The 20,053-nt window shown below is 38.8% G+C and carries 9 protein-coding genes; 1 reads left to right on the forward strand and 8 read right to left on the reverse strand.

The window, feature by feature from the left end:
• From FIU87_RS18195 to FIU87_RS18225, 7 genes are all read right to left on the reverse strand, one after another.
• Entirely contained in the window at positions 1 to 1,437 is a 1,437-nt protein-coding gene (locus FIU87_RS18195) for an oligosaccharide flippase family protein (RefSeq protein WP_152445883.1), read from the reverse strand.
• 499 nt (positions 1,438 to 1,936) lie between these two features.
• The gene (locus FIU87_RS18200) at positions 1,937 to 4,225 is read right to left on the reverse strand and encodes a SpoIID/LytB domain-containing protein (RefSeq protein ID WP_152445884.1); all 2,289 of its coding nucleotides are present in this window, start codon (positions 4,223 to 4,225) and stop codon (positions 1,937 to 1,939) included.
• Between the two features lie 14 nt (positions 4,226 to 4,239).
• The gene (locus FIU87_RS18205; RefSeq protein WP_152445885.1) at positions 4,240 to 4,992 is read right to left on the reverse strand and encodes a hypothetical protein; all 753 of its coding nucleotides are present in this window, start codon (positions 4,990 to 4,992) and stop codon (positions 4,240 to 4,242) included.
• Between the two features lie 59 nt (positions 4,993 to 5,051).
• Positions 5,052 to 7,130, reverse strand: coding sequence for a cell wall-binding repeat-containing protein (locus FIU87_RS18210; protein ID WP_152445886.1), 2,079 nt, complete (start codon positions 7,128 to 7,130; stop codon positions 5,052 to 5,054).
• A gap of 226 nt (positions 7,131 to 7,356) precedes the next feature.
• Positions 7,357 to 11,943 (reverse strand): cell wall-binding repeat-containing protein, encoded by a 4,587-nt coding sequence (locus FIU87_RS18215; RefSeq protein WP_152445887.1) that lies wholly within the window; start codon positions 11,941 to 11,943, stop codon positions 7,357 to 7,359.
• 207 nt (positions 11,944 to 12,150) lie between these two features.
• On the reverse strand, positions 12,151 to 16,476 hold the full coding sequence (locus FIU87_RS18220) for a S8 family serine peptidase (protein ID WP_172971105.1): 4,326 nt from the start codon (positions 16,474 to 16,476) through the stop codon (positions 12,151 to 12,153).
• A gap of 181 nt (positions 16,477 to 16,657) precedes the next feature.
• Positions 16,658 to 17,767 carry an acyltransferase family protein gene (locus tag FIU87_RS18225; protein WP_152445889.1) on the reverse strand — a complete coding sequence of 370 codons (1,110 nt, stop codon included), beginning with the start codon at positions 17,765 to 17,767 and terminating at the stop codon, positions 16,658 to 16,660.
• Between the two features lie 69 nt (positions 17,768 to 17,836).
• Here FIU87_RS18225 and FIU87_RS18230 point away from each other — a divergent pair, with 69 nt between their 5' ends.
• Positions 17,837 to 18,556 (forward strand): PIG-L deacetylase family protein, encoded by a 720-nt coding sequence (locus tag FIU87_RS18230; protein ID WP_152445890.1) that lies wholly within the window; start codon positions 17,837 to 17,839, stop codon positions 18,554 to 18,556.
• A 38-nt stretch (positions 18,557 to 18,594) separates the two neighbouring features.
• On the opposite strand, the gene FIU87_RS18235 is transcribed toward FIU87_RS18230, so the two are convergent.
• Positions 18,595 to 19,929 (reverse strand): cell wall-binding repeat-containing protein, encoded by a 1,335-nt coding sequence (locus tag FIU87_RS18235; protein WP_152445891.1) that lies wholly within the window; start codon positions 19,927 to 19,929, stop codon positions 18,595 to 18,597.
• Positions 19,930 to 20,053: the final 124 nt, after the last annotated feature.

Consider the following 20,053-nt stretch of genomic DNA (forward strand, 5'->3'; position numbering starts at 1 on the left):
TTATCTTCCAGTTTGTTTTTTCCATTTCTTCCATACTATATTGCGCGCATTCATAAGATTTAACAGGATTGCAGCCAACACAAAGGCAATTCCGCCAGAAGCAAGTTGCAAAATTAGTGCTAACACACCGATATTATCTTGTAATGGCCACAGGGCAAGTCCCATGATAATCGAGGCAATCATAACCTTGATAAAATCTATAACTGGAAAAGGCAATGAATGAATTTGAATATGAACGATGATCCAACTAATTATAACAGCCACTGCATACGCCGCTACTGTTGCCATTGCTGCGCCCTCTATTCCGTATTGAGGAATGAGCCAAAAATTCAGTCCAATATTTAGTAAAGCAGCTCCAATAACAGGATAGATTTGGAGCGCCGTTTTCTGTTTTAAGTGGAACATAATATCGACACAATACAATTTAAAGCCTTTTAACAAAGCTCCAATGGCAATATAGGGGATGAGTGTTAGCGCATCCTCCCGAAAGGATTCCCCAAGGAAAAGATTTGCCACATTGGCTGATATTAAAACAAAGCCCGTCACGGCTGGAATCGCAACCAAAAATATAAGGCTTGTATTCTTCTTTACTTGTTCATATGCAGCCAATTCCCCTTTATCTTCCATTACTTTTACTGCAATAGGATAAGCGGCTAAATTGATGACCATCATTAACGTAAAAATCGTTTGCTCTGATAGGTCGTATGTAACAGAATAAATACCCGTGGCACTAGTATTTAGTAGATAATCAATGATCAGCCTATCTGAGTTATGAATAACCACACTTAACAATAATGTAATGGTCAAAGGCATTCCATATTTCAAAAACTGCTGCATATACTCTTTTTGGAAGGCCTGAACATTGATTCCAAGCTTCCAATATTTCAAGGTTGGTCTTAATAAAGTGATCCAAAACGCCACCATCAATCCAACCAATAAACCTATTTCTGCAAAGCCGGCATAAATAAAAGCCGTTCCTAACACAAGTCCTAATGTTGTTCTGCTAAAAGCCAGCATTCCATAAGATTTTGGAGATAGCTTCGCTCGCATTAATGTTAGGTTCAGGGAATTCCATGACTGTGTCCAAGAAAACAATAAGGTTAACAGGATAAAGACAGGTGAAAAGTCTTTTCCTTGAAAAAAGAACATCGTCACTACACCAACCACAAGCGTTGCTGCCACTAATCCAAGAAACGACAGCTTTATGGTTTCAAAAAAGCGGATATCTTCTTTATACCTTGGATAGTAACGAAGCAAACTTAGCTTCAGCCATTCAAAAACGACTGCGTTTATCATCCCTGCAATTGCGAAAACTAACGCATACATTCCATATTCTTCTGGTGATAACATCCTTGTGAAAATAGCAATACTTGCGAAGCTAACGAGTGCAGGTACGCCATGCGATAAAAAATATGCAAAAGCATGCTTAGACATCATACATATGGTCCTCCATAACTTGAATCAAAATTAGTGCATACCTTCCTTATTATACATAATTCGAGTGTTTACGAAAACTTTAGGAAAATGCTGTATAATGTCTTTTAGGCCAACTTTGTTAGACACCGCAGTTGCCTTCCCCAAATGGCTCCGCGTCCACGAGGCGATGCTTCGGCTACGCCTGTGAAGTCTCAAGTCAACCGCTTCATTCCCGCTTAAGTCTTCGCCCTTGCTACAATCCACAGCTATAAACTTCCATTAAAACAAAAAAGCAAGGCTCGCGATTTTTCTTTACGAGCCTTGCTTCTTATTATTGATTGTAGTCGCAACCGTAAGGCTACTGGGTATCGTTAACATACACGTAATCAATGTTGCTCTCGTGCTCTTTTCGTGGAGGAAGATTAAAATATATGGCAATTTTCTTCCACGAAAGATTGGAAAAGTCTTAAAGCCGATTTTTTCCTGGATAATCACAACAATCTTTTAGAAAAGAGCATTATTACTTTAAGATTTCATTCTGAATTGCTTGCCTTGTATCAGTTGATATGGCACCTGTCCCACCAAGATAGTGAATGGCTGGTACAAAATGAATGCTTTCATCTAGGTATTCTTTTACCGCATCTGGCAGCTCATCTTTTTTCGTTAAGATAAGAGGAGCTTCCATGTTGGCTGCAAGTACAGAACCAGGAAGAGCATCAATAAATTGTTCTCCTCTTGCAAAAAACAAATTGCGCGGGTCGAGGCTAAACTCATTTACAATAGCGATACTTGTTGCATAACGGTCTGCACCACTTACACGCTTTACATTTCCTGCTAGGGTTTTAAGCTCTTCTTCTACCTCAACTGAAACTGCAGCTTTACCACCGATAATGGTTACTGTACTAATATTGTTTTCAGCTAAATAGGCTTTCACATTTGTAGAAAGCTCCTCTGCTTTTGTGAAAAGGATTGGCACCTGATTTAATGCCGCGTGCGACGCAATAGATAAGGCATCTGGTGAATTAGATTTACCGGAAGTAATAATAACTTCCTTTGTGCTTCCAATTTTCTTAGCAACCTCTACAGAAGTGTCGTATCGGTTTGCGCCTTTCACTCGTGTTACCTTTGTTGCGTACTTCTCTAGTTCACTAACTGTTCCATTGGAGATCGCTGCCTGACCACCAAGCACATAAATCTCGTGTATGGTTTGCTTAGAGAGTAACTCTTTAACTGCTTGAGGAATTTCATCTGTTTTAATTAAAAGTAATGGTGCATCATGCTTTTTCGCCAAAACACTTCCTGTCAAGGCATCAACTGGATTATCTCCGCGTCCAATTACTACATTCTGAAAGTTAGCCCAACCATATTCTGCAATGGCTACACTTGTTTCATAGCGATTCTCTCCACTCAAACTATTATTAACATGACTTGTAATATAGTTTGTGAAAGCTGTTCCTTCATAGTAGAATGCTAGTATTTCTTTATAAGTCTTCCCTTTTTCCGCCATTCCCTTGGCACCATACTGACTCATTCCGACACCATGGCCCCAGCCTTTACCTTTTACATCATATACTCCGTCTTTAAGATTGATCGTGGTAACAAAATGGCTTTTAAAGTCATTCAGCCCAAAAGCATTGCGCATCGTTGCGATTGGAACTAGTTCTTGCTTCCAAGAATGCAGCTTGAGCTGAGTTACTTTCTTCCCGTTCACTTCGACTTCTTCCATCACGAAGCTTCCATCTTTATTTTTAACAAAATAGTTGATCGTATAGTTTCCGTGCGTTCTTCTTTGTCCAGGAGTATAGGTATTGGATACCGCCACATCCTGAAGTGCTACGATTTTAATATCTGCATCTTTTAAAGCAGCATGGTTGGTTTTAATGTTGTTCTTCAGGTTGTTTAAAACATTGGCTTCTTTTTCGAGTGGCTTTTTAAAACCAGCCTCAGTCGTAACGTTCCACCACTCTTGTGGCTTAGTCAAATCAAGTTCCTTTGAATTGATTTGTGTTTCTTTAAATTGCAGGCCCCAATCAAATGCTGGATCGTAATTATCTTTTTTTGCTTTTAAATAGTCAAGCTGACTACCACCTGGCCAAGCTCCTTTATTGCTTTCAATGTGGCCACCGTTGTTGGAGCTGAACACAGCATCGATAAGTGAATCTTTATAGGTAAGAACTTGTCCTTTTGTTGTATCAACCGCTTCATTGGTGTTTGCATATTTTGTTTTATCCCACCAAATATAGCCATCATAGCGCTGAGAGCCTACATCGTCTGTCATTACTGTGTGAATTCTTTTAAGCGCATACGTTCTTGCTGCAACTGCTTGTGCCTTCAACGATTCCATATGCCAGCTTGGATATATCTCACTAGGTAGTACTCCTTTAAGGTAGTCCTCCATCGGTAATGTATTCACCGGAACCAAGTACCCTTTTTCAATGGTGAAGCGAATACTACCCAGATAAGGACGTCCGTTCAACCTAATGTAATTTTCTTTTCCGTATTTAACGGGATTAATTTCAAATTGGTTGTTATAGCTTGCAATCTTCTTGCCGTTTTCATATAACTCTATAACACTACCATTCACTTTTACTTCAAAGCTTGTATTGCTTAGTTTACGATCGCTGTTTCCAGCTTGTTGATACGTTCCTTTAATTTCAAATGGAATTGTTTTTTTGTCTTTTAGATGATACTTCAGTTTAACAGAAACCTCATTAGGTATTGTACCTGCTGCATGTGCGTTGTTTAAACCTGATAAACTTGGTACTAAAATTAGACAGACTGCAAGCACCATCGTAATAAATTTTTTCACGTTACTCCCCCCAGTTATTCCTCTTTATTTTCCATGGTTGCTACTTCCATTTCACCGGTATAACCATACTCCCCAGTCACTTCAAATTCTTCTTTAATTAGACCTACGCCCGGCGCATAATAGCGGGTATAAATGGTGTCTTCTCCTTGTACTTCATCTGTAACTTTTTGCAGCACATAAACTTCTTCATAACTACCGACTGAAAGCTCAAGCTTTGCTCCACTTTCCTTCACTTCCCACATTGAACTTTCTCCATTGACAGAAAGCAAGATCTCGCTATCATTCTTTGGGGTAAAGGAATCTAAAATATTTTGTTTGGAATCAGCTACAGAAACTTCTTCATAAACAAGGGAAATTCGCTCTGCTGTCCATTCATATATTTGAATAGATTGATTGCCTCCAAGAGTTAAGGACAGTTGTACATATTGGTCATTACTTGCAATAACTTCCTCTGTAAGAACAATGTCTTCTCCGTCAGAGAATTTCTTGATACTGCCTACTTCTGGACGGTAAACAGTTAGTCCTGGATCCTGTTCAGGTTCTTCCTCTTTTTCTTCTTCAGAAGCCTTTGTTTCCTCGTTTGTTTCTTCTTCTTTTTCTTCTGGGTCTTCATTATCTACCGCTGAATCGTTTTCTCCAGTTGTATTTTCCATTTCATTTTCGTTCGTGTTGGATACTTCTTTTTGCTCCGTTTTGGAACATCCCAAGATAAAAGAAAGCAAGCATGCTGTTAGGAAAATTAGAATAATTTTTTGCAAATCAATCACCTTTCAAAGAAGCTCGATAAGAATAATTCTTATCGAGTCCTCTGTTTTGTCTATTTTTGTTATTTTAGTTTATAAGATATGGTTGAAATTTGAGTGTCATTTATCGCACCAGTGCCACCAATTGCTGCAATCTGATTGACACGAACATCATTCGTATGCGCCATTAAGAATGACTCTACGCTTCTGTTACGATTTTTCCCTACTAGCACAAGCGGAGCATCATAGTGAACTGCTAGCGGTGCAGATACTAGTGCATCCGGGAAGTTACTTCCTGTAGAAACAAGGACTGATTCTCCTTGTAAATCGCTTGAGAAGGCCCAAAGTAACTTGGCTAATGTTTCATATCTGTCAGAACCAGATAATCTAGTAACTTTAGCAGCTCCAGACAGTGAGTCTTCAACGTTTTCTGAAATTGCAGCATTTCCTCCTACAATGACTACTTCTTCACCCTTTACATATGGAAGGGATTGTTGAGAGATCCAGCTTTGTTCAGAAAGAAGAATTCCCCAGCCTTTTTTTGCAGCAATAGGTGCAGCTGCAAGCGCATCTGCAAACCCTTGTCCAGATGCTAGGAATACACCATTCATCTCTCCTAATCTTTCTAAAATGGCTCTGTTAGTAGCGTAACGGTCTTCACCTGAAATTCTCTCAACCTTTAGACCCTTCGATTTGAAAATAGATTCAGCATTCTTTGGTACTGCACTTTTTCCGCCAATGATTACTACCTTTTCAGCTCCAAGACGGTTTACTTCTTCTAGCACGCCTTGATGAAGCTCAGTTGCTTTTGTTAATAGGATTGGCGCACCATCTAGTTTCGAGGCAAGTGGTCCTGCTGAAAGTGCATCAGCGAATTTACTTCCAGTGGCCAAAATGACCGTTTTTTGTGCTTTGTCACTTGCAAACCCATCTGGATAAACCTGTTTAGACGTTTCAATAGCTGTGACATATCTGTCAGGTCCTGAGAGTCGATCTACTGTTACATTTCTATCAACTGGAATACCCTTGATGTTCGTCCAAATGACTTCTTTTTTATTTAGCGTAGTGACCTTTGCACTTTTGTTTGTTTGTGCAACACTTAGCGCATGCTCATAGTCAAAATATTTACCAACTAAAGAGTCTTTATGATAGACTTCATATTTTTGAGAAATATAGTTTGACCAGACAATAAAGTCTGTTTTATCTTGAACAACTCTTATGTCGCTGTGAGTCTTTCCATATTTAATTGCATCCTCTAAGGTATAGAATTCCTTTAAAAAGCCATCCATCTTATCGTAGGCTTTAAATTTATCGCTTGTGTAAATAATTTCTTGCTTATCTTTATCCCAAACCTTTGCAAATTTCGTTTGTTTTTTGGCATAGTTTAAGGCATCTTCACGTTTGTCAAAGGTAGCAAGCTTTTTATCGTTTTGATCAAAAACTTCAAAGATTTTAAAATATTGAATGACTGCTGCAGCAATTCCTTCTGCAGAGTTTTGATGGAAAGAAGATGTTTTAATCGTTTTCTCTTCGTCTTTATTTGTCATAAACCCTAACTCCAAAAGAACCGCAGGCATTTGTGCATTTCTGATAACAAAAAAGGCCTGATTGTTTCGGACACCTCTGTCTAGGAATTTAATTTTTTCAAGAGTTGCATTATGTACTAAATGAGCAAGTCTTCCACTCTCTTCAGCTAACCCAACCTGGATTGGATCTGGTGGATACTGCTTTTCGGTTTCGCTCATGGCATTGTAGTTATAGTAGTATGTTTCAAACCCTCTAGTTAAAGGGTTACTTGGGTGTGCGTTGTGATGAATGGAAAGGAACAGGCTGTCGTTATTATTGCCTCTCACAAAGTCATTAGCAACCACCATTCTGTTAATTAAATCTTCTTTAACAGTAGCAGCAAAATCTTTGCTGTTTGTTTCACGGGTCATATACACTTTGATATCAGTGTTTTTCAGTAATTCCTGTAGGCGAAGGGACACGTCTAAGTTAGCATGTTTTTCACAATATCCAGTTTGATTTCCGGAAAAGCCACATGTACCAGAAAACTTTCCTCCATGACCCGGATCGATTACCAGTACCTTTTCTGCAAAAGAGACAATAGGAGCCATAAAAAACAGGATTACTAGCAAGCTACAAATCTTATAATAATTCACAATTAGTACTATACCTCCCAAGAATGATAAATTTATCGAATCTTGTTATATTATACCATCGAAGATTACAGAATTGTGTCGTTTTTTACAAGATTTTAATTTACAAAAAAAACCAGTGTTGGTGATACTGCTATAATCAGATGTTTGTTACAAAAAAGGGGAATATAGACCTAAAAAAGCCACCAGAGGGGATCGCCCCTCTGGTGGCTAGTTCTCACTATCTAGCTTATTTTACGATTTTTGCTAATGCTTCAAGTACGGAAGCAGATACTGCATTTTCGCCACCAATTACAGTTAAAGTATCAACCTCTTCAGAAGTTAAGAATCCTTGAACATGTCCAGAAACACTTGTACCTACAAGTAGAATACCTGTGTTGTGGTTTGCAGCTAGGGCAGCACCAGCTAATGCATCAGCAAACTGTTTGCCTGTTGCCACATAGTAATGGTTTGTATCAAGGTCAAAATGCTTCGCAACATTTACTGCTGTTTCATAACGATCTTTTCCACCAATTCTCATAGGATTTGGAAGAGATTTCAATACGTTATCAGAAACTGCTGCGTTTCCACCAACCACGATTGCTTTTTTCGGGCTTAGTGAGATTAATGCTGCATTTGTTTGCTTCGGTAACTCATCTTTATTTGTTAATAGGATTGGCATACCATTTTGAGCCGCATAAGAAGCAACAGATAATGCATCTGGGAAGTTTTTGCCGTTTACGACAACGACTCCATTTGCTCCATTTGGTGCAACCTCAGTAGCAATTGCTCCAGCAGTAGACCATCTATCAGGACCAGATAAACGCTTCACTTCAAGACCATGAGCTTTGAACATCTTTTCTACATCCTTACTTACAGCAGCTTCGCCACCTAGGATGTAAACTTTCTTCGCTCCTAATCTTTCAATCTCCGCTTTTGTTGCATCTGGTAGAGAAGAAGTTTTCGTTAATAGTAATGGTGCGTTGTGTTTATGAGCTAGCGGTACACCAGCAAGTGCATCAGCATAGTTATCTCCACGAGCAATTACTACAACATCAGACTGTTCCCAACCTTCTTTACTTAACTCCACTGCAGTAGCATAACGGTCCGCTCCTCTTACGCGATCCACACGCTCTGCAACTTCATTACGGTAAACATTTACTTCTTTTGTTACAGTGTTTCCACCAAGGTCTGTTAATGTAAACACAAATTGGTTATGACCAGGCTCTAAGCTCAATGTAGTTTCATGCTCAAAGTTTGCTGGCTCCATGACTTTTACTGGGCTAGTAAATGGCTGTTCGAATTCATGGTTATCATCCACATAAAGAGATACATAGTTAAAGTTGTCTTCTAGTAGTGCAGAAGCAGTTACTTCTTCTACATCCATGTCAACAAACTCCGGTACATCAACAGTTAGTGTTGGACCTGTTGTATCGACAAATACTTTTCTTGAGATACCGAACTCATTACCTGCTCCATCGATGGCAGTGATGATGATATCATGGTAGCCATCTTTATTGAAGGTAGCATACGTATCGAAGTTATAACGAGTTTCATTTTCTACCGTTGAGGTAGTTAAAGCAACTTCTTTTCCATTTACCAATACTTTTTCTACACGTACATCATCAGTTGCATAACCTGCTACTTTAATGTCGTTCGTGTTATAAGCTCCAAATGGCTCTGGAGTACCAGGAATTCCTTCCTCATCACCAGCTGGCAAGAATAGTACTGGTTTGGTGGAATCACCTGTTAATAAAGTATCAAAACCAATGTTCATCACTTTATCAGCAGCTAGGACTTCAATGTCATTTGTTTCAGCATCTTTTAATACAGTGCTTGTTGCATCTGCAGGAAGTGTTATAAGCTCTCCATTGACAGATACGACGATTGAATTTAGGCCTACTCCACTATCAGTTGCAGTCCAAGTAAGTTCACCAGTTTCCTCGTCAAAAGAAGTGATTTCTACTTCAGGAGCAGTTGTATCGACAACAACTGGAATCTTTTTGGATTGCCATTTGTCTGTGCCATCTACAAGTGCTTTGATTTCGTAGAAGTATTTACCGTCAGCAGCAGTTTTGCCTCCTACTTTACCATCCCATGTTCTTGCATCCACATAAGAATAGTTAGAGCCATTCCCTGCATTATAGTAGCTCTTCCTAACATAATTAGATGTGAGGATTCGACGTACTTGTTTTTCATTTTCATCCAATACATTGTATTGAACTTCTTTTGCATTACGAAGGTAAGCAGTGAGGAAGTTGATTCCATCATTGTATGTGTCACCATTCGGACTAATGGCATAGAAATTATTGTTTTCCCCATCTGTTAAGTAATCCATAAAGTAGCCACGGTCGTCCAATCCGTCCTTGAAACCTCTACTACTTAAATCATAGTACTTTGCTTCTCCAAATACTTGGAAGCCGTCTAATACAGAAGGCTCGCTCCAATCACCGTAGAAACCTAAGAATGGAACAGAAAGATCAGCTTCTAACTCATGAGAAAGTGTAACAAAACCTTCTACAAAGATATCTTTCATTAGATCCATCGTTTTTGCATTTCCGTCAGCATCGAAACCAGGAATCTTAGCATTTGTAAGATCAATTGTTACAACGATATCTTTTTCTTCGCCTGCACCAATCGTTACCTCTTTCGGCGCATTAACCGTTGCTCCTTCTAGAGCACCAGTTGTTAACGCATTTAGAGTTGGGGCATTTTTTCGCTCTGCAAACGTGTCCGTTAACACAGAAGTGTCAACTGTGTAAGTCACGTCATAGTTTTGAATGTTTTTAGCTGTAAGTGTGAAGCTAATTGTTTTAGAATCAAAAGCTTTTAATTCTACTTTACCTTCACCAGAATTCTTTTCTACCACTACCACTGGTGTATCTACAGCTGCAAACAATTGCATCATTCCAGCTCCTTGGCGGCGTGGAGAGAAATCATTACCATTTAAGTCAACAATGCTCTTTGCAGTATTCATCATTAAAGCTTTTGCCAATCTTGTACGCATTTCTGCGTTTAGATCTGCAAATCTTTCATCTGATTTCAAATATTGTTGAACAAGTGCAGCTCCACCAGCTACGTGAGGAGCAGCCATAGAAGTACCACTTTTCACCCCATATTTGTCATCATTAAGAGTGGAATAGATGTTACCACCCGGCGCAGTGATTTCTGGTTTTAACTCTAAGCTTGGAGTAGTACCCCAAGAAGTGAAGTCTGTCATGCGGCCCATTTCTGGACTTTCTTCTTGATTTAATGGAGCAACAGTTCCTGTTCCAGTTCCACCTTCAAGGGCTTGAAGGATCTTTTGACCGTCACCGTAGCTCAGTTTCATGAATGGAACAGCCCAGCCACCTTGATCCTTGTAGAAGATTCCAGAAGCGGAGTTGTTATAAACAACGATTCCAGCTGCTCCGGCTGCTGCAGCGTTTTGAGTTTTATCGAAGAATGACAATTGTCCACGAGAAACCACTGCCACTTTCCCTTCAACATCAACACCTTCATAATCAGCTGGACGACCAAAGCCTCCGATTAGAACTAATTCAACATTTTCTAAACCTTCCCAGCTATCAATACCAAAACCTACGCCTGAGAAGTCAGTTCCATCAACTGTTAATTCATGCTGATACAAATATGCTGTATTTCCAGAAGCAGCTACCTGGATGGTATCTTTGTTTAAACCAGGAGCTCCTACAACCCCAATATCAGGATTTTTGAAGAATGGGTTGCCCCATCCACGGCCAATATGACCGGAGTTTCCAGCAGATACAGAAGAAACGATACCGTTTTCTACTGCACGAGTAATTGCAACATCCTCAGCGCTATTCACTTCATAGAAAGAAGCTGTAGAACCAAGACTCATGTTCAGTACATCTGCACCTAGTTTAATAGAATCATCGATTGCTGCTAGGTAGATGTCAGACCATGTGGATGGATAGTTTGGATCGTTTGAGAATACCTTCATCCCTAGTACTTGCGCTTCAGGAGCAACTCCCATGATTTCTCCATTCGCAACAACAGTACCAGCAACGTGCATTCCGTGCTCGGATGGAGATGGTCCTACATCTTTAATTTCAGCGTTTTGATCGTAGTAGTTATAGCCATAAGGTACTTTTTCTGTATAGAATTTCCCTTTAAGTCCTTCAGAACTTACCATATCTCCTACAAGATCTTCCGTTAAGTATTCTTCCGTGTCTTCACTTAACACGAAATCTTTGTGAGAAGGGTCTACTCCGGAGTCAATAACGGAGACAACCATTCCTTCCCCTTTAAAATGAGCATCTGCCCATACTTGCATGGATTGGATATAGTCATGACTTGTATCCATATTAGGTTCAAACACAGGGCGGTTGTACTCATTCGCTAAGTATACGTTAGAAACACCCTTGATTGCCTCAATTTTCGCAATGTCACCAAACGCTACTTCTCCACTGAATCCGTTGAATGCAGTAGTATATTGGTGGTTATAGCTCATTGCTACCCCTTTAGAAGCAATCGCATTTTTAACAGATGATTGTTCTTTTTTTACTGCATCTGTTAAGGATTTCTTTGTGGATTCATCTAAATCCTTATAAAGCACGTTTTGTTCTGTTGCATATTGAATTGGAGCATCTCCCTCCAGTTCAACAATTACACGAACTTTATCTGTTGCGGCAAAATCAGATTTTGCTGCCTCAGCGGCCCCTTCAAACTTTTGCCTTTCGGACAGCATTTCTCTTACTTCGTTAAGATCGGCTCCGTTAGTTGTTTTCGTTACTGTTTGTGCACCAACTGCAAATTGCAGATTGGAGAAAACTAGTAAGAAAGCAACGAACCCTATAAAGTACTTACGTAGTTGCACTTACAAAAACCTCCCCCGAATGTTGTTTGTAAATGAAGTATTGTGTAAAAAGACGCTAATTCTTTCCTCCTACATAACATTTCAAATTACACTATAATTTTACAACTGCGTTACTTTTTAGTCAATTGTTTATATTTATAATATTTAGAATACTATTTCTCGACAGCAAAAAAGGACCTCTTTTGACGTGAGGTCCCTTTTCAAAAACTATTTTACTATATTTCCATTAATGGCTTTTTCCCCACCAAAGAGGTAAAAATGTTTAATGTTAGATTTTTTTACAAATTCCTTTAATTCTGCTGTCATTGCTTTACCATCCACTAGGACAATTGGCATGCTATTCTCAGAAGCGAAATGACTTCCGCTTAGTGCATCTGGGAATGTTTTACCACTAGCAACACCAACTACAGAAGCTTCTGGATAGAATTTTTTTGCAATCTCTACAGAGGTCAAATATCTGTTCTTTCCTGAAACTCTATTTACTTCTTTCACTCCAGCTTGTTTCATTTGTTTCACGGCTTCTTCTGTTACAGCTGCAGCTCCACCTATCACAGTCACTTTTTTGACTGATTTTTGTTTCAAGTAATCACTAATTTCCTTTGTGAGAGCTGTTTTGGAAGTGTTAAGTAGAATTGGAATTTGATTTTCCGCTGCATATGGTGCAATGGAAAGCGCATCTGCAAAGGTCAAACCTGATACTACAATAACTTCTTCTGGTTTTGAGACAACTTCATTTGCTATTTTAATAGAGGTTTCTGTGCGGGTTGCACCAGAAATTCTTTCTACTTTGAAATGCTTCTTGAAATGGGCCTCAGTGCTTGCTGTAACTGCATTTACCCCACCTAAAATGATAATTTTGCCATTCTCTTTCAATAGCCTTTTGGCTTCATTTACCACTTTTTTCTGAACTGCTGCATCATCATTGATTAGTAGCACGGTTCCATTTAGAGCTTGATTCAACACCACTCCAGAAAGTGCGTCAGGGAAATTTTTCCCACTCGCTAGTATAACTCGATCCAACGAGTGATCTGCTATTTTAGATGAAAATGCAAGAGCAGTCTCATATCTTGTAGGGCCTGATACTCGTTCTACATTTCCTTCTTTAGGAAGGATGGTACTATTAACTGATAGTTGGTAAGGCTTTAAGCTTGGATTACCGTCTGCACTGGAAACAGCGAGATAGTAAGGGCCTGCTGCTTTGCCAACACCATGAATAATTTCTGCATCTCCATATCCGTAGTAGCTTGATTGTGCAAGAAGCTTGCCATTTTTATCAAAGAGTTTCAGCTCTCCATTAATATCAGATGGCACATCAAGTTTTACTTCCATATGACTATTTGCCCACGCAGGTACAACATACCAGTCTGTGTCTTCACTGTTCTTATTATAGTTGAAATAGCCAGTTGCTTGCCATTCCTGGGATTGAATTTTTTCCATTTTAAGAGGTTTAGATGGGATGTTGTTTTTCACAACAGAATCCTTGTCCTCATCCACTTTATCAACTGGGCCAGCCATCAAGTCATAAGATGCTAGAGGAATTTTATTGATTTCCCACGTATAATTCATTAGCACAATAAAGTAGCCTGCATCCATTTTCTTTGTAAAAGAACCATGCTCTCCTTCAAAATCCCAGCCTCTGTCAAATGCTCTAAAGGTATCGTACTCATTTTCATCCATTACTCCATTGCCATTTGTATCTTCCACAATATACACCATTGGGTCAATCGCAGACATTTTGTAGTTATCTGGATACCCTTTTACTTCACTACGCTTTTGAACATCTACATAAAAACCATAAATCTCTTCTTTTTCGCTCGGCTCGATATAGAACATGTCGACATCGTTCGTAAGGTCAAAGTTTCCTGTTATTGTTTCTCCATTTAGGATCGTCGCTTCCATTTCCGTATCATTGCTTTCGTTTGGATCATTTGTGCCTTCTTGAAGGATTTTAGAGCTGATAGTAAACGGCTCAAATGCTGGTTGCATTTGATCATTATAAACCATAAGCATATATCTTTTATTTTCCTTCAAGCCTGATTGTATATAATTTTCGAGACTCATCATTCCTATATTAGCTTGAACTGGCCACCAGCCAAACAACTCATCATACTCATACAACTCGAAGAAAGCAGTCATGTCTTCTGGAGTGTCTATTTCAAAATGATAGAGGCCGGATGATGTTGTTTCAAATTTAAATATATCTATATCATCCTTATACTGCATATATCCAGTTGCAGAGGAACCAATTTCCAAAGGAATTGCCGCCTCCCAAAGGATATCTTCCATCTCTTCTTCTTGAATATCCTCACCAATTGGTTCGAACTCCTCAGATTTTCTCGCTAAATGTTTTTTTGCATATTCCTTAACGGACAGTTTATCGTCCACTACTTCTTCTTCCTCTTCCCAAAACTCATGAGGAAAACCGTCTTCGTCAGCTGGTAACACTTTTCCATCTATAGAAAGTGTATAAGGAAGGTGGGAAGAGAACGATGCTACTCCTTCAAACCACATGCCAAAAAATTCATCAAAATACTCTGGCATACTTGTTACTTCTACTCGATATTTGCCACCTGGAATTCCTTCAAAAATAAGTGCTTCGCCTTGGCTATAACCATTCCTATTGCTATATTCCATCAGATACCAATCTTCTTCCACCTCATCGTACATATAGAGGTTTAAACCAATATCTAAGCCTGGAACACCATTCACCTTCGCTTTAACCGTTTGCGCTTCTTCTACTTCAACATCATAAAAATCCTGGTCTCCCTCTCCTCCAGTTAGATAAGCTTCTCCAGATGTTTCATATGGGAGATTTGTAATGACGTGTGGATTTTCCCAGTCATTTCCATCCTCTTTCCATTCTGTCGCTTTCTCTACTTTTAAAGTGAAAGGAGTAGTATTTTTACCTGCATTATCATTTACATCAGAAACACCAATGACTAACGTACCATCCATATAAGCTTCAAATAAATAACCCTCTGGTTGTCCAATATCTGCATTGTTTATGGTAAACATGTCAATGTAGCTATCTTCGCCTTCAGGATAAAAACGAACATCCACTTGATAGTCATGCTTAACAGGTGTCTCTAAGAAGATTTGTGTAAGTTCCCCTTCTTTTACCGTAGTCTTGAAAAATTCTTGCTGATAGGCTTGCGTGATAGTATCAGAAACAACCGCTTGATTTTGGGAGAAGGTTAGCTTCTTTGCTTGGTCTAGTATATCTTCTTCATATATAATAGGGTTTGCTGGAATTTTAGAAACATCTGCTTTTAAAGCTTCCAAAGGATTGACTAATCCATATCCAAAGGTAGTGTCATACCCTTTACTCCCCAAGTCCTCTGCTGTTGATTTCAGCAAGTATTCTATCTCATATGGAGTAAGATCCGGATTTTTTGCCAGTAATAATGAAGCAATACCAGCTACTACTGGTGAGGCCATCGACGTACCACTCAAATTCATAAACGTAGACTCCCCATTGATGTAGGCTGCGTTATAAATATCCTCACCAGGTGCTACAACATCAACCGATGCGCCATACGTAGAAAAGGATGCAAGTTCCTTGTTTTCATTTGTCGCTCCTACACTAATAACACCCTTATAGGAAGCAGGATATTCTTTCATATTAGTAGATGAGTTACCTGCTGCTGCTACCACTACTACATCTGAAGCAAGTGCGTAGTTTACAGCTTCTTCAATGATAGTAGAAGGAAAAAATCCACCTAAACTCATGTTGATTACTTTTGCACCATGATCGACTGCATACACAATCCCTTCTGCAATTGCAAAATCATAGGCACCTAGATCTCCATTAAATACATCAATGGAAAGAATTTCTGCGTTAGGATTAACTCCAGTTCCTCCAACACCATTATTCTTCTCACCAGCAATGATTCCAGCCACATGAGTAGCATGTAAATCTGGTACTGGCTTTCTCATCGGATCGACAATATTTACTGATTCCACCACTCTATTTTTTAGTTCAGGGTGATTTTTATCCAAACCAGTGTCAATGACAGCTACTTTAACACCATCATCCCCAACTAACCCTTGTGCTTTAAGAATGTCTAATTGTTCTAGATGATACATATCATTTATTTTCGGATCCACTGTTCCAAGCTTTTTATAAAGAACACTTGGTGTTACCGATAAAACTTTGTTTGATTTTTCATAAGCCTGCAACGTTTTTGATAAGTTAGATTTTGCATTCACTCTGACAACATCATATCCAAGCTTGGAATAGCTTTTTACAAGCGTGGCACCTGCGTTTCTGTGGTCAAGTGCTGTAAGCTTTTCCTTATACCTTACAACAAAGGTATTATCACTTACCTCTTCGACATCTTTTACTTTTTGATAAGAGTTCTTCTCGACATTTTCTCCGGCTATTCTCTTAAAGTGATTTACCATTGCACTATAGTCTGTTTCGACATGCTTTTCTCCACCTGTATAGGCAAAAGCCTGTAGAGGTGAAGATGCTACTACAGCAGTAATGGCAAGCGGTATAACAGCTTTACTCCATTTTCCCCAGCGCTTCATTACAATTTCCTCTCTTCCTTCTGTTAAATTAGAAAACTGCATAACTAGAAATATTTAGAAGTTTTTACTAAATACTAGAATATTATAACAGTATTTTCTATGAACAAGATACTAAAAATTAATTTTTTTTTTGCCTGATAACATTAACAAACAAAAAAAGAGCATAACCTCTGTTATGCCCTCAAACTCTTATATACTTTTTCTTCCAGTGTAAAATAACTGCAACAAACGACCACATACAAACAAAGAATAGGCTGTAGAATAAATGTGGATAAGAGATGCTTTCACTTAAAAAGCGGAAAAATAGATCCCTTAGCGTACCTTCTAATCCAAGGATGGAGATAGTAAGGTTAGCAAAAATAATAAATACAACCATTTTCCCAAAATAGATAAGCAAGCTGTTTCTACCAAAAGACTCTACATACCAAATCATTGCCTTCCAAGGCTTGGAATGGTTCCTTTTTTCATCGATTAAATAAAACAACATGACCAATAGGAAAAAAGTGATGGAGCTTGCAAGCAGCGCAAAAGACGGACTCCATAATCTTTTGTTAAAATCAATAAATTGCTGTAAAACAAAGGCAAGCACCATAAGTCCAGCAGCGCTTGTTAGAAGTGTCCTTTTAATATGCTTTCTACTCAGGATCACCATTCCGATAGCATAGCCAAACAAAACATTGGAAAGTGCGCTTATAATTGAAAAGATACCCTCTGGATCAAATCCGCGCTCTCCATCTGCATACATATGATTTTCCCCAAACACGAAGGAATCTACAATGCCAGAGTAATTACAGCTTGTCCGAGGTACGCCACCTTCACAATGTGCACTACTAACAACCAGAAAAGCTGTGTAAACAATCGCAATCCCAATTCCAACGGCTATTGGCCATTTCCAGTTTCGAAATGTTCTGCTAATCACCACTACTACCAATCCAGTGATCGCAAATAGCTGTAACACTCCAGTAAACCTTAAGGTGTCAAAGTCAAAGCTCCACGCGGCAACAAAGTTAAATAGAAGCCCATAAACAAGCAGTAACACCGTTCTGCGAAATAACCCCTTCCAATTCACACCTCTTCGATAAGCAATCGACAGCCCAAGCCCATACAGTGTTAAAAAGGCAGGAAAAATGAGATCGGTAATCGTAACTCCATACCAATATGCATGACGGAAATACTCATAGCCACCACCAGGGAGTGCACTAACAAATACTGCTAATAATACTACAATACCCCTAGTAACATCTATTGACCTATATCTTTTACTCTGAACGATAGTAGATTTTCTCATCATTTCTAACTTTCTCCTGCATAATTTGTTAGAATAATTGTAACATAATAGTTTAGTAGAGAGGAAAAGGCAATGAGATACCTGTTGATTTTAATATTAGTTTTTCTTACGGGCTGTGGTGCTAAACAGGACGTTTTGGAAGTGTTTTATGTCCCGCATGCTGATGATGAAGTGCTTAGTATGGGTCCTGCTATAGTGAAAGCCATAGATGAAAGCAAGAATATACATATTATTTTGCTCTCAGAAGGAAAGGCGAGTAAAGCCATTCATAACATTAATAAACGACTAGACGAAGAAGGAATTGACTCACTCAACACAGCTGAGTTCGGTCAAGCTCGTGTTCAAGAATTTAAAGACGCTGTCCAAGCATTAGGTGTAAAGGAAAGTTCTATCACCATTTTGGACCTTCCAGATGGAAAGATCACAAAAGAGGATATAAATGAACTAATGATGAGGAAAGAAAAAGAGCATCATCATGTCATACATCATGTTATGTCTGATCTGGATCCGCATTCTGACCATGCGGCTACAGGAGAAGCCTTAAGGCAATTATTGCATGATAAAGTTGTGGAACACGGTAAATTTTACCTTCCTATCCAAGAGCATGATAAGCTGCCTTACCAGGACAGTGCAAAAGCTTCTTCAAAACAAGAAAGACAGAGGGTTTTAAAGGCATTAGATGCGTACGGTGTTTGGGAGCCGGAAAATAAGAATTATTCCATTGGTCAAATCTCGGTCCCAAAATACTTTCAAACTGCAAGAAAAAGCTTTGAAAGTAAGTATCATCATTAATACAAAAAACCGACGCAAACGCGTCGGTTTTTTTATGATTAATGATATCGTTTGGCTCCAAGGTATCTAGGAGCAAAATATACATTAGACATCTCATCGATTGTGACTCCAATGTTAGAGCCTGCAGATTTTGCATGAATGAACTTATTGTCTCCAATATAAATTCCTGCATGAGAAGCACCGTTCTTAGACGGATCTGTCTTGAAAAATACGATATCTCCAGCTTCAAGACTAGATACTGACTTGCCTCCAGCATACAAATCTGAAGTAGTTCGAGGAGTACTTAATCCATGTTTAGCGAACACATATTGGATAAAGCCACTGCAATCAAATCCTGAAGGTGTTGCTCCTCCGTACTGATAAGGGGCACCTAGATATTGCTTTGCTGTGTTGATTAGCGCTCCCATGTTAAAACCTAATGCTTCTTCAACCTGTGTTGACACGGCACTTGTTCCACCAATAATAGAGGCTTTTTCAGAGTTTACATTACTTAGAATGGTTTGCACCTTACCAGGAACTGCTTCCTTCTTTACTAAGACGAGAGAGGAATTTCTCTTTGCAGCAAGAACCGAGCCCGTCAATGCATCGGCGAAGCTTTGACCTGTTGCCACATAGACTTCCTCACCAAATTTAATATTCAATTCGCTAATAACATTGGATAATGTATCGTAGCGATCATTTCCTGAAAGTCGTTTTGCATTCGGCATGTCCTTTAATTGTGATTGTGAAATAACACTTGTTCCGCCTACCACAATGGTATTCTTATATTTGGATAACACTTTCTTTGTTGCAGCTGGAAGTGTATCAGATTTTGTTAATAGAATTGGGTAGCCTTTTTGGGCAGCATATGCAGCAATAGATAAACTGTCCGGAAAATTTTTACCGTAAACAACAATCGCTGTATCCGTTTGACCTGCAAGCTCCTCCGCTATTTTTACAGAAGTCTCATAACGGTCTGTTCCATGAATTCTCTCCACAGTTAGTCCCATATTTTTTAATTCATTATGTACGGCATCAGTTACTACGCTTGTTCCTCCAAGAATAATAGCACGCTTTGCCTTTAATCTTGTAATTTCATTTTTTGTTTCCGCAGGCAAAGATTTGTTTTGTGTTAACAGTATTGGTGCATTGAGTGAATAAGCAAGCGGTGTACCTGTTAATGCATCTGGAAATTGATTTCCTGCAGCAATGATAACGGTGTTGGAGCTACTCCACCCTTTTTTTGATATTTCTACAGCAGTTTTATATCTAGTATCACCGCTGATTCTGTCAACATTAAAACCACTGGCATTGCCTATAGATGGCAAGGAGAGTAGTAAGATCAATCCAAAAACTAAAGCAACAAAGGATCGTTTTTGTGTAAGAATATTCATGTTTCCCCCTAAATCTACATATTGTTACATATTTTACTTCATTATTATAACATTATAAAAATAAGAGAAATATTAAAGATATGTAACAAAACAGAGTCTATTATGTAATATAATAGACTCTGTT

This window comes from Bacillus sp. THAF10, from assembly GCF_009363695.1.
Classification (GTDB): domain Bacteria; phylum Bacillota; class Bacilli; order Bacillales; family Bacillaceae_I; genus Sutcliffiella_A.

Excerpts from the sequence above, each read along its gene's own strand:
- FIU87_RS18220 (WP_172971105.1), bottom strand. The coding sequence starts at position 16,476 with ATGAAGCGCTGGGGAAAATGGAGTAAAGCTGTTATACCGCTTGCCATT.
- FIU87_RS18235 (WP_152445891.1), bottom strand. The coding sequence starts at position 19,929 with ATGAATATTCTTACACAAAAACGATCCTTTGTTGCTTTAGTTTTTGGA.
- FIU87_RS18230 (WP_152445890.1), top strand. The coding sequence starts at position 17,837 with ATGAGATACCTGTTGATTTTAATATTAGTTTTTCTTACGGGCTGTGGT.
- FIU87_RS18195 (WP_152445883.1), bottom strand. The coding sequence starts at position 1,437 with ATGATGTCTAAGCATGCTTTTGCATATTTTTTATCGCATGGCGTACCT.
- FIU87_RS18225 (WP_152445889.1), bottom strand. The coding sequence starts at position 17,767 with ATGATGAGAAAATCTACTATCGTTCAGAGTAAAAGATATAGGTCAATA.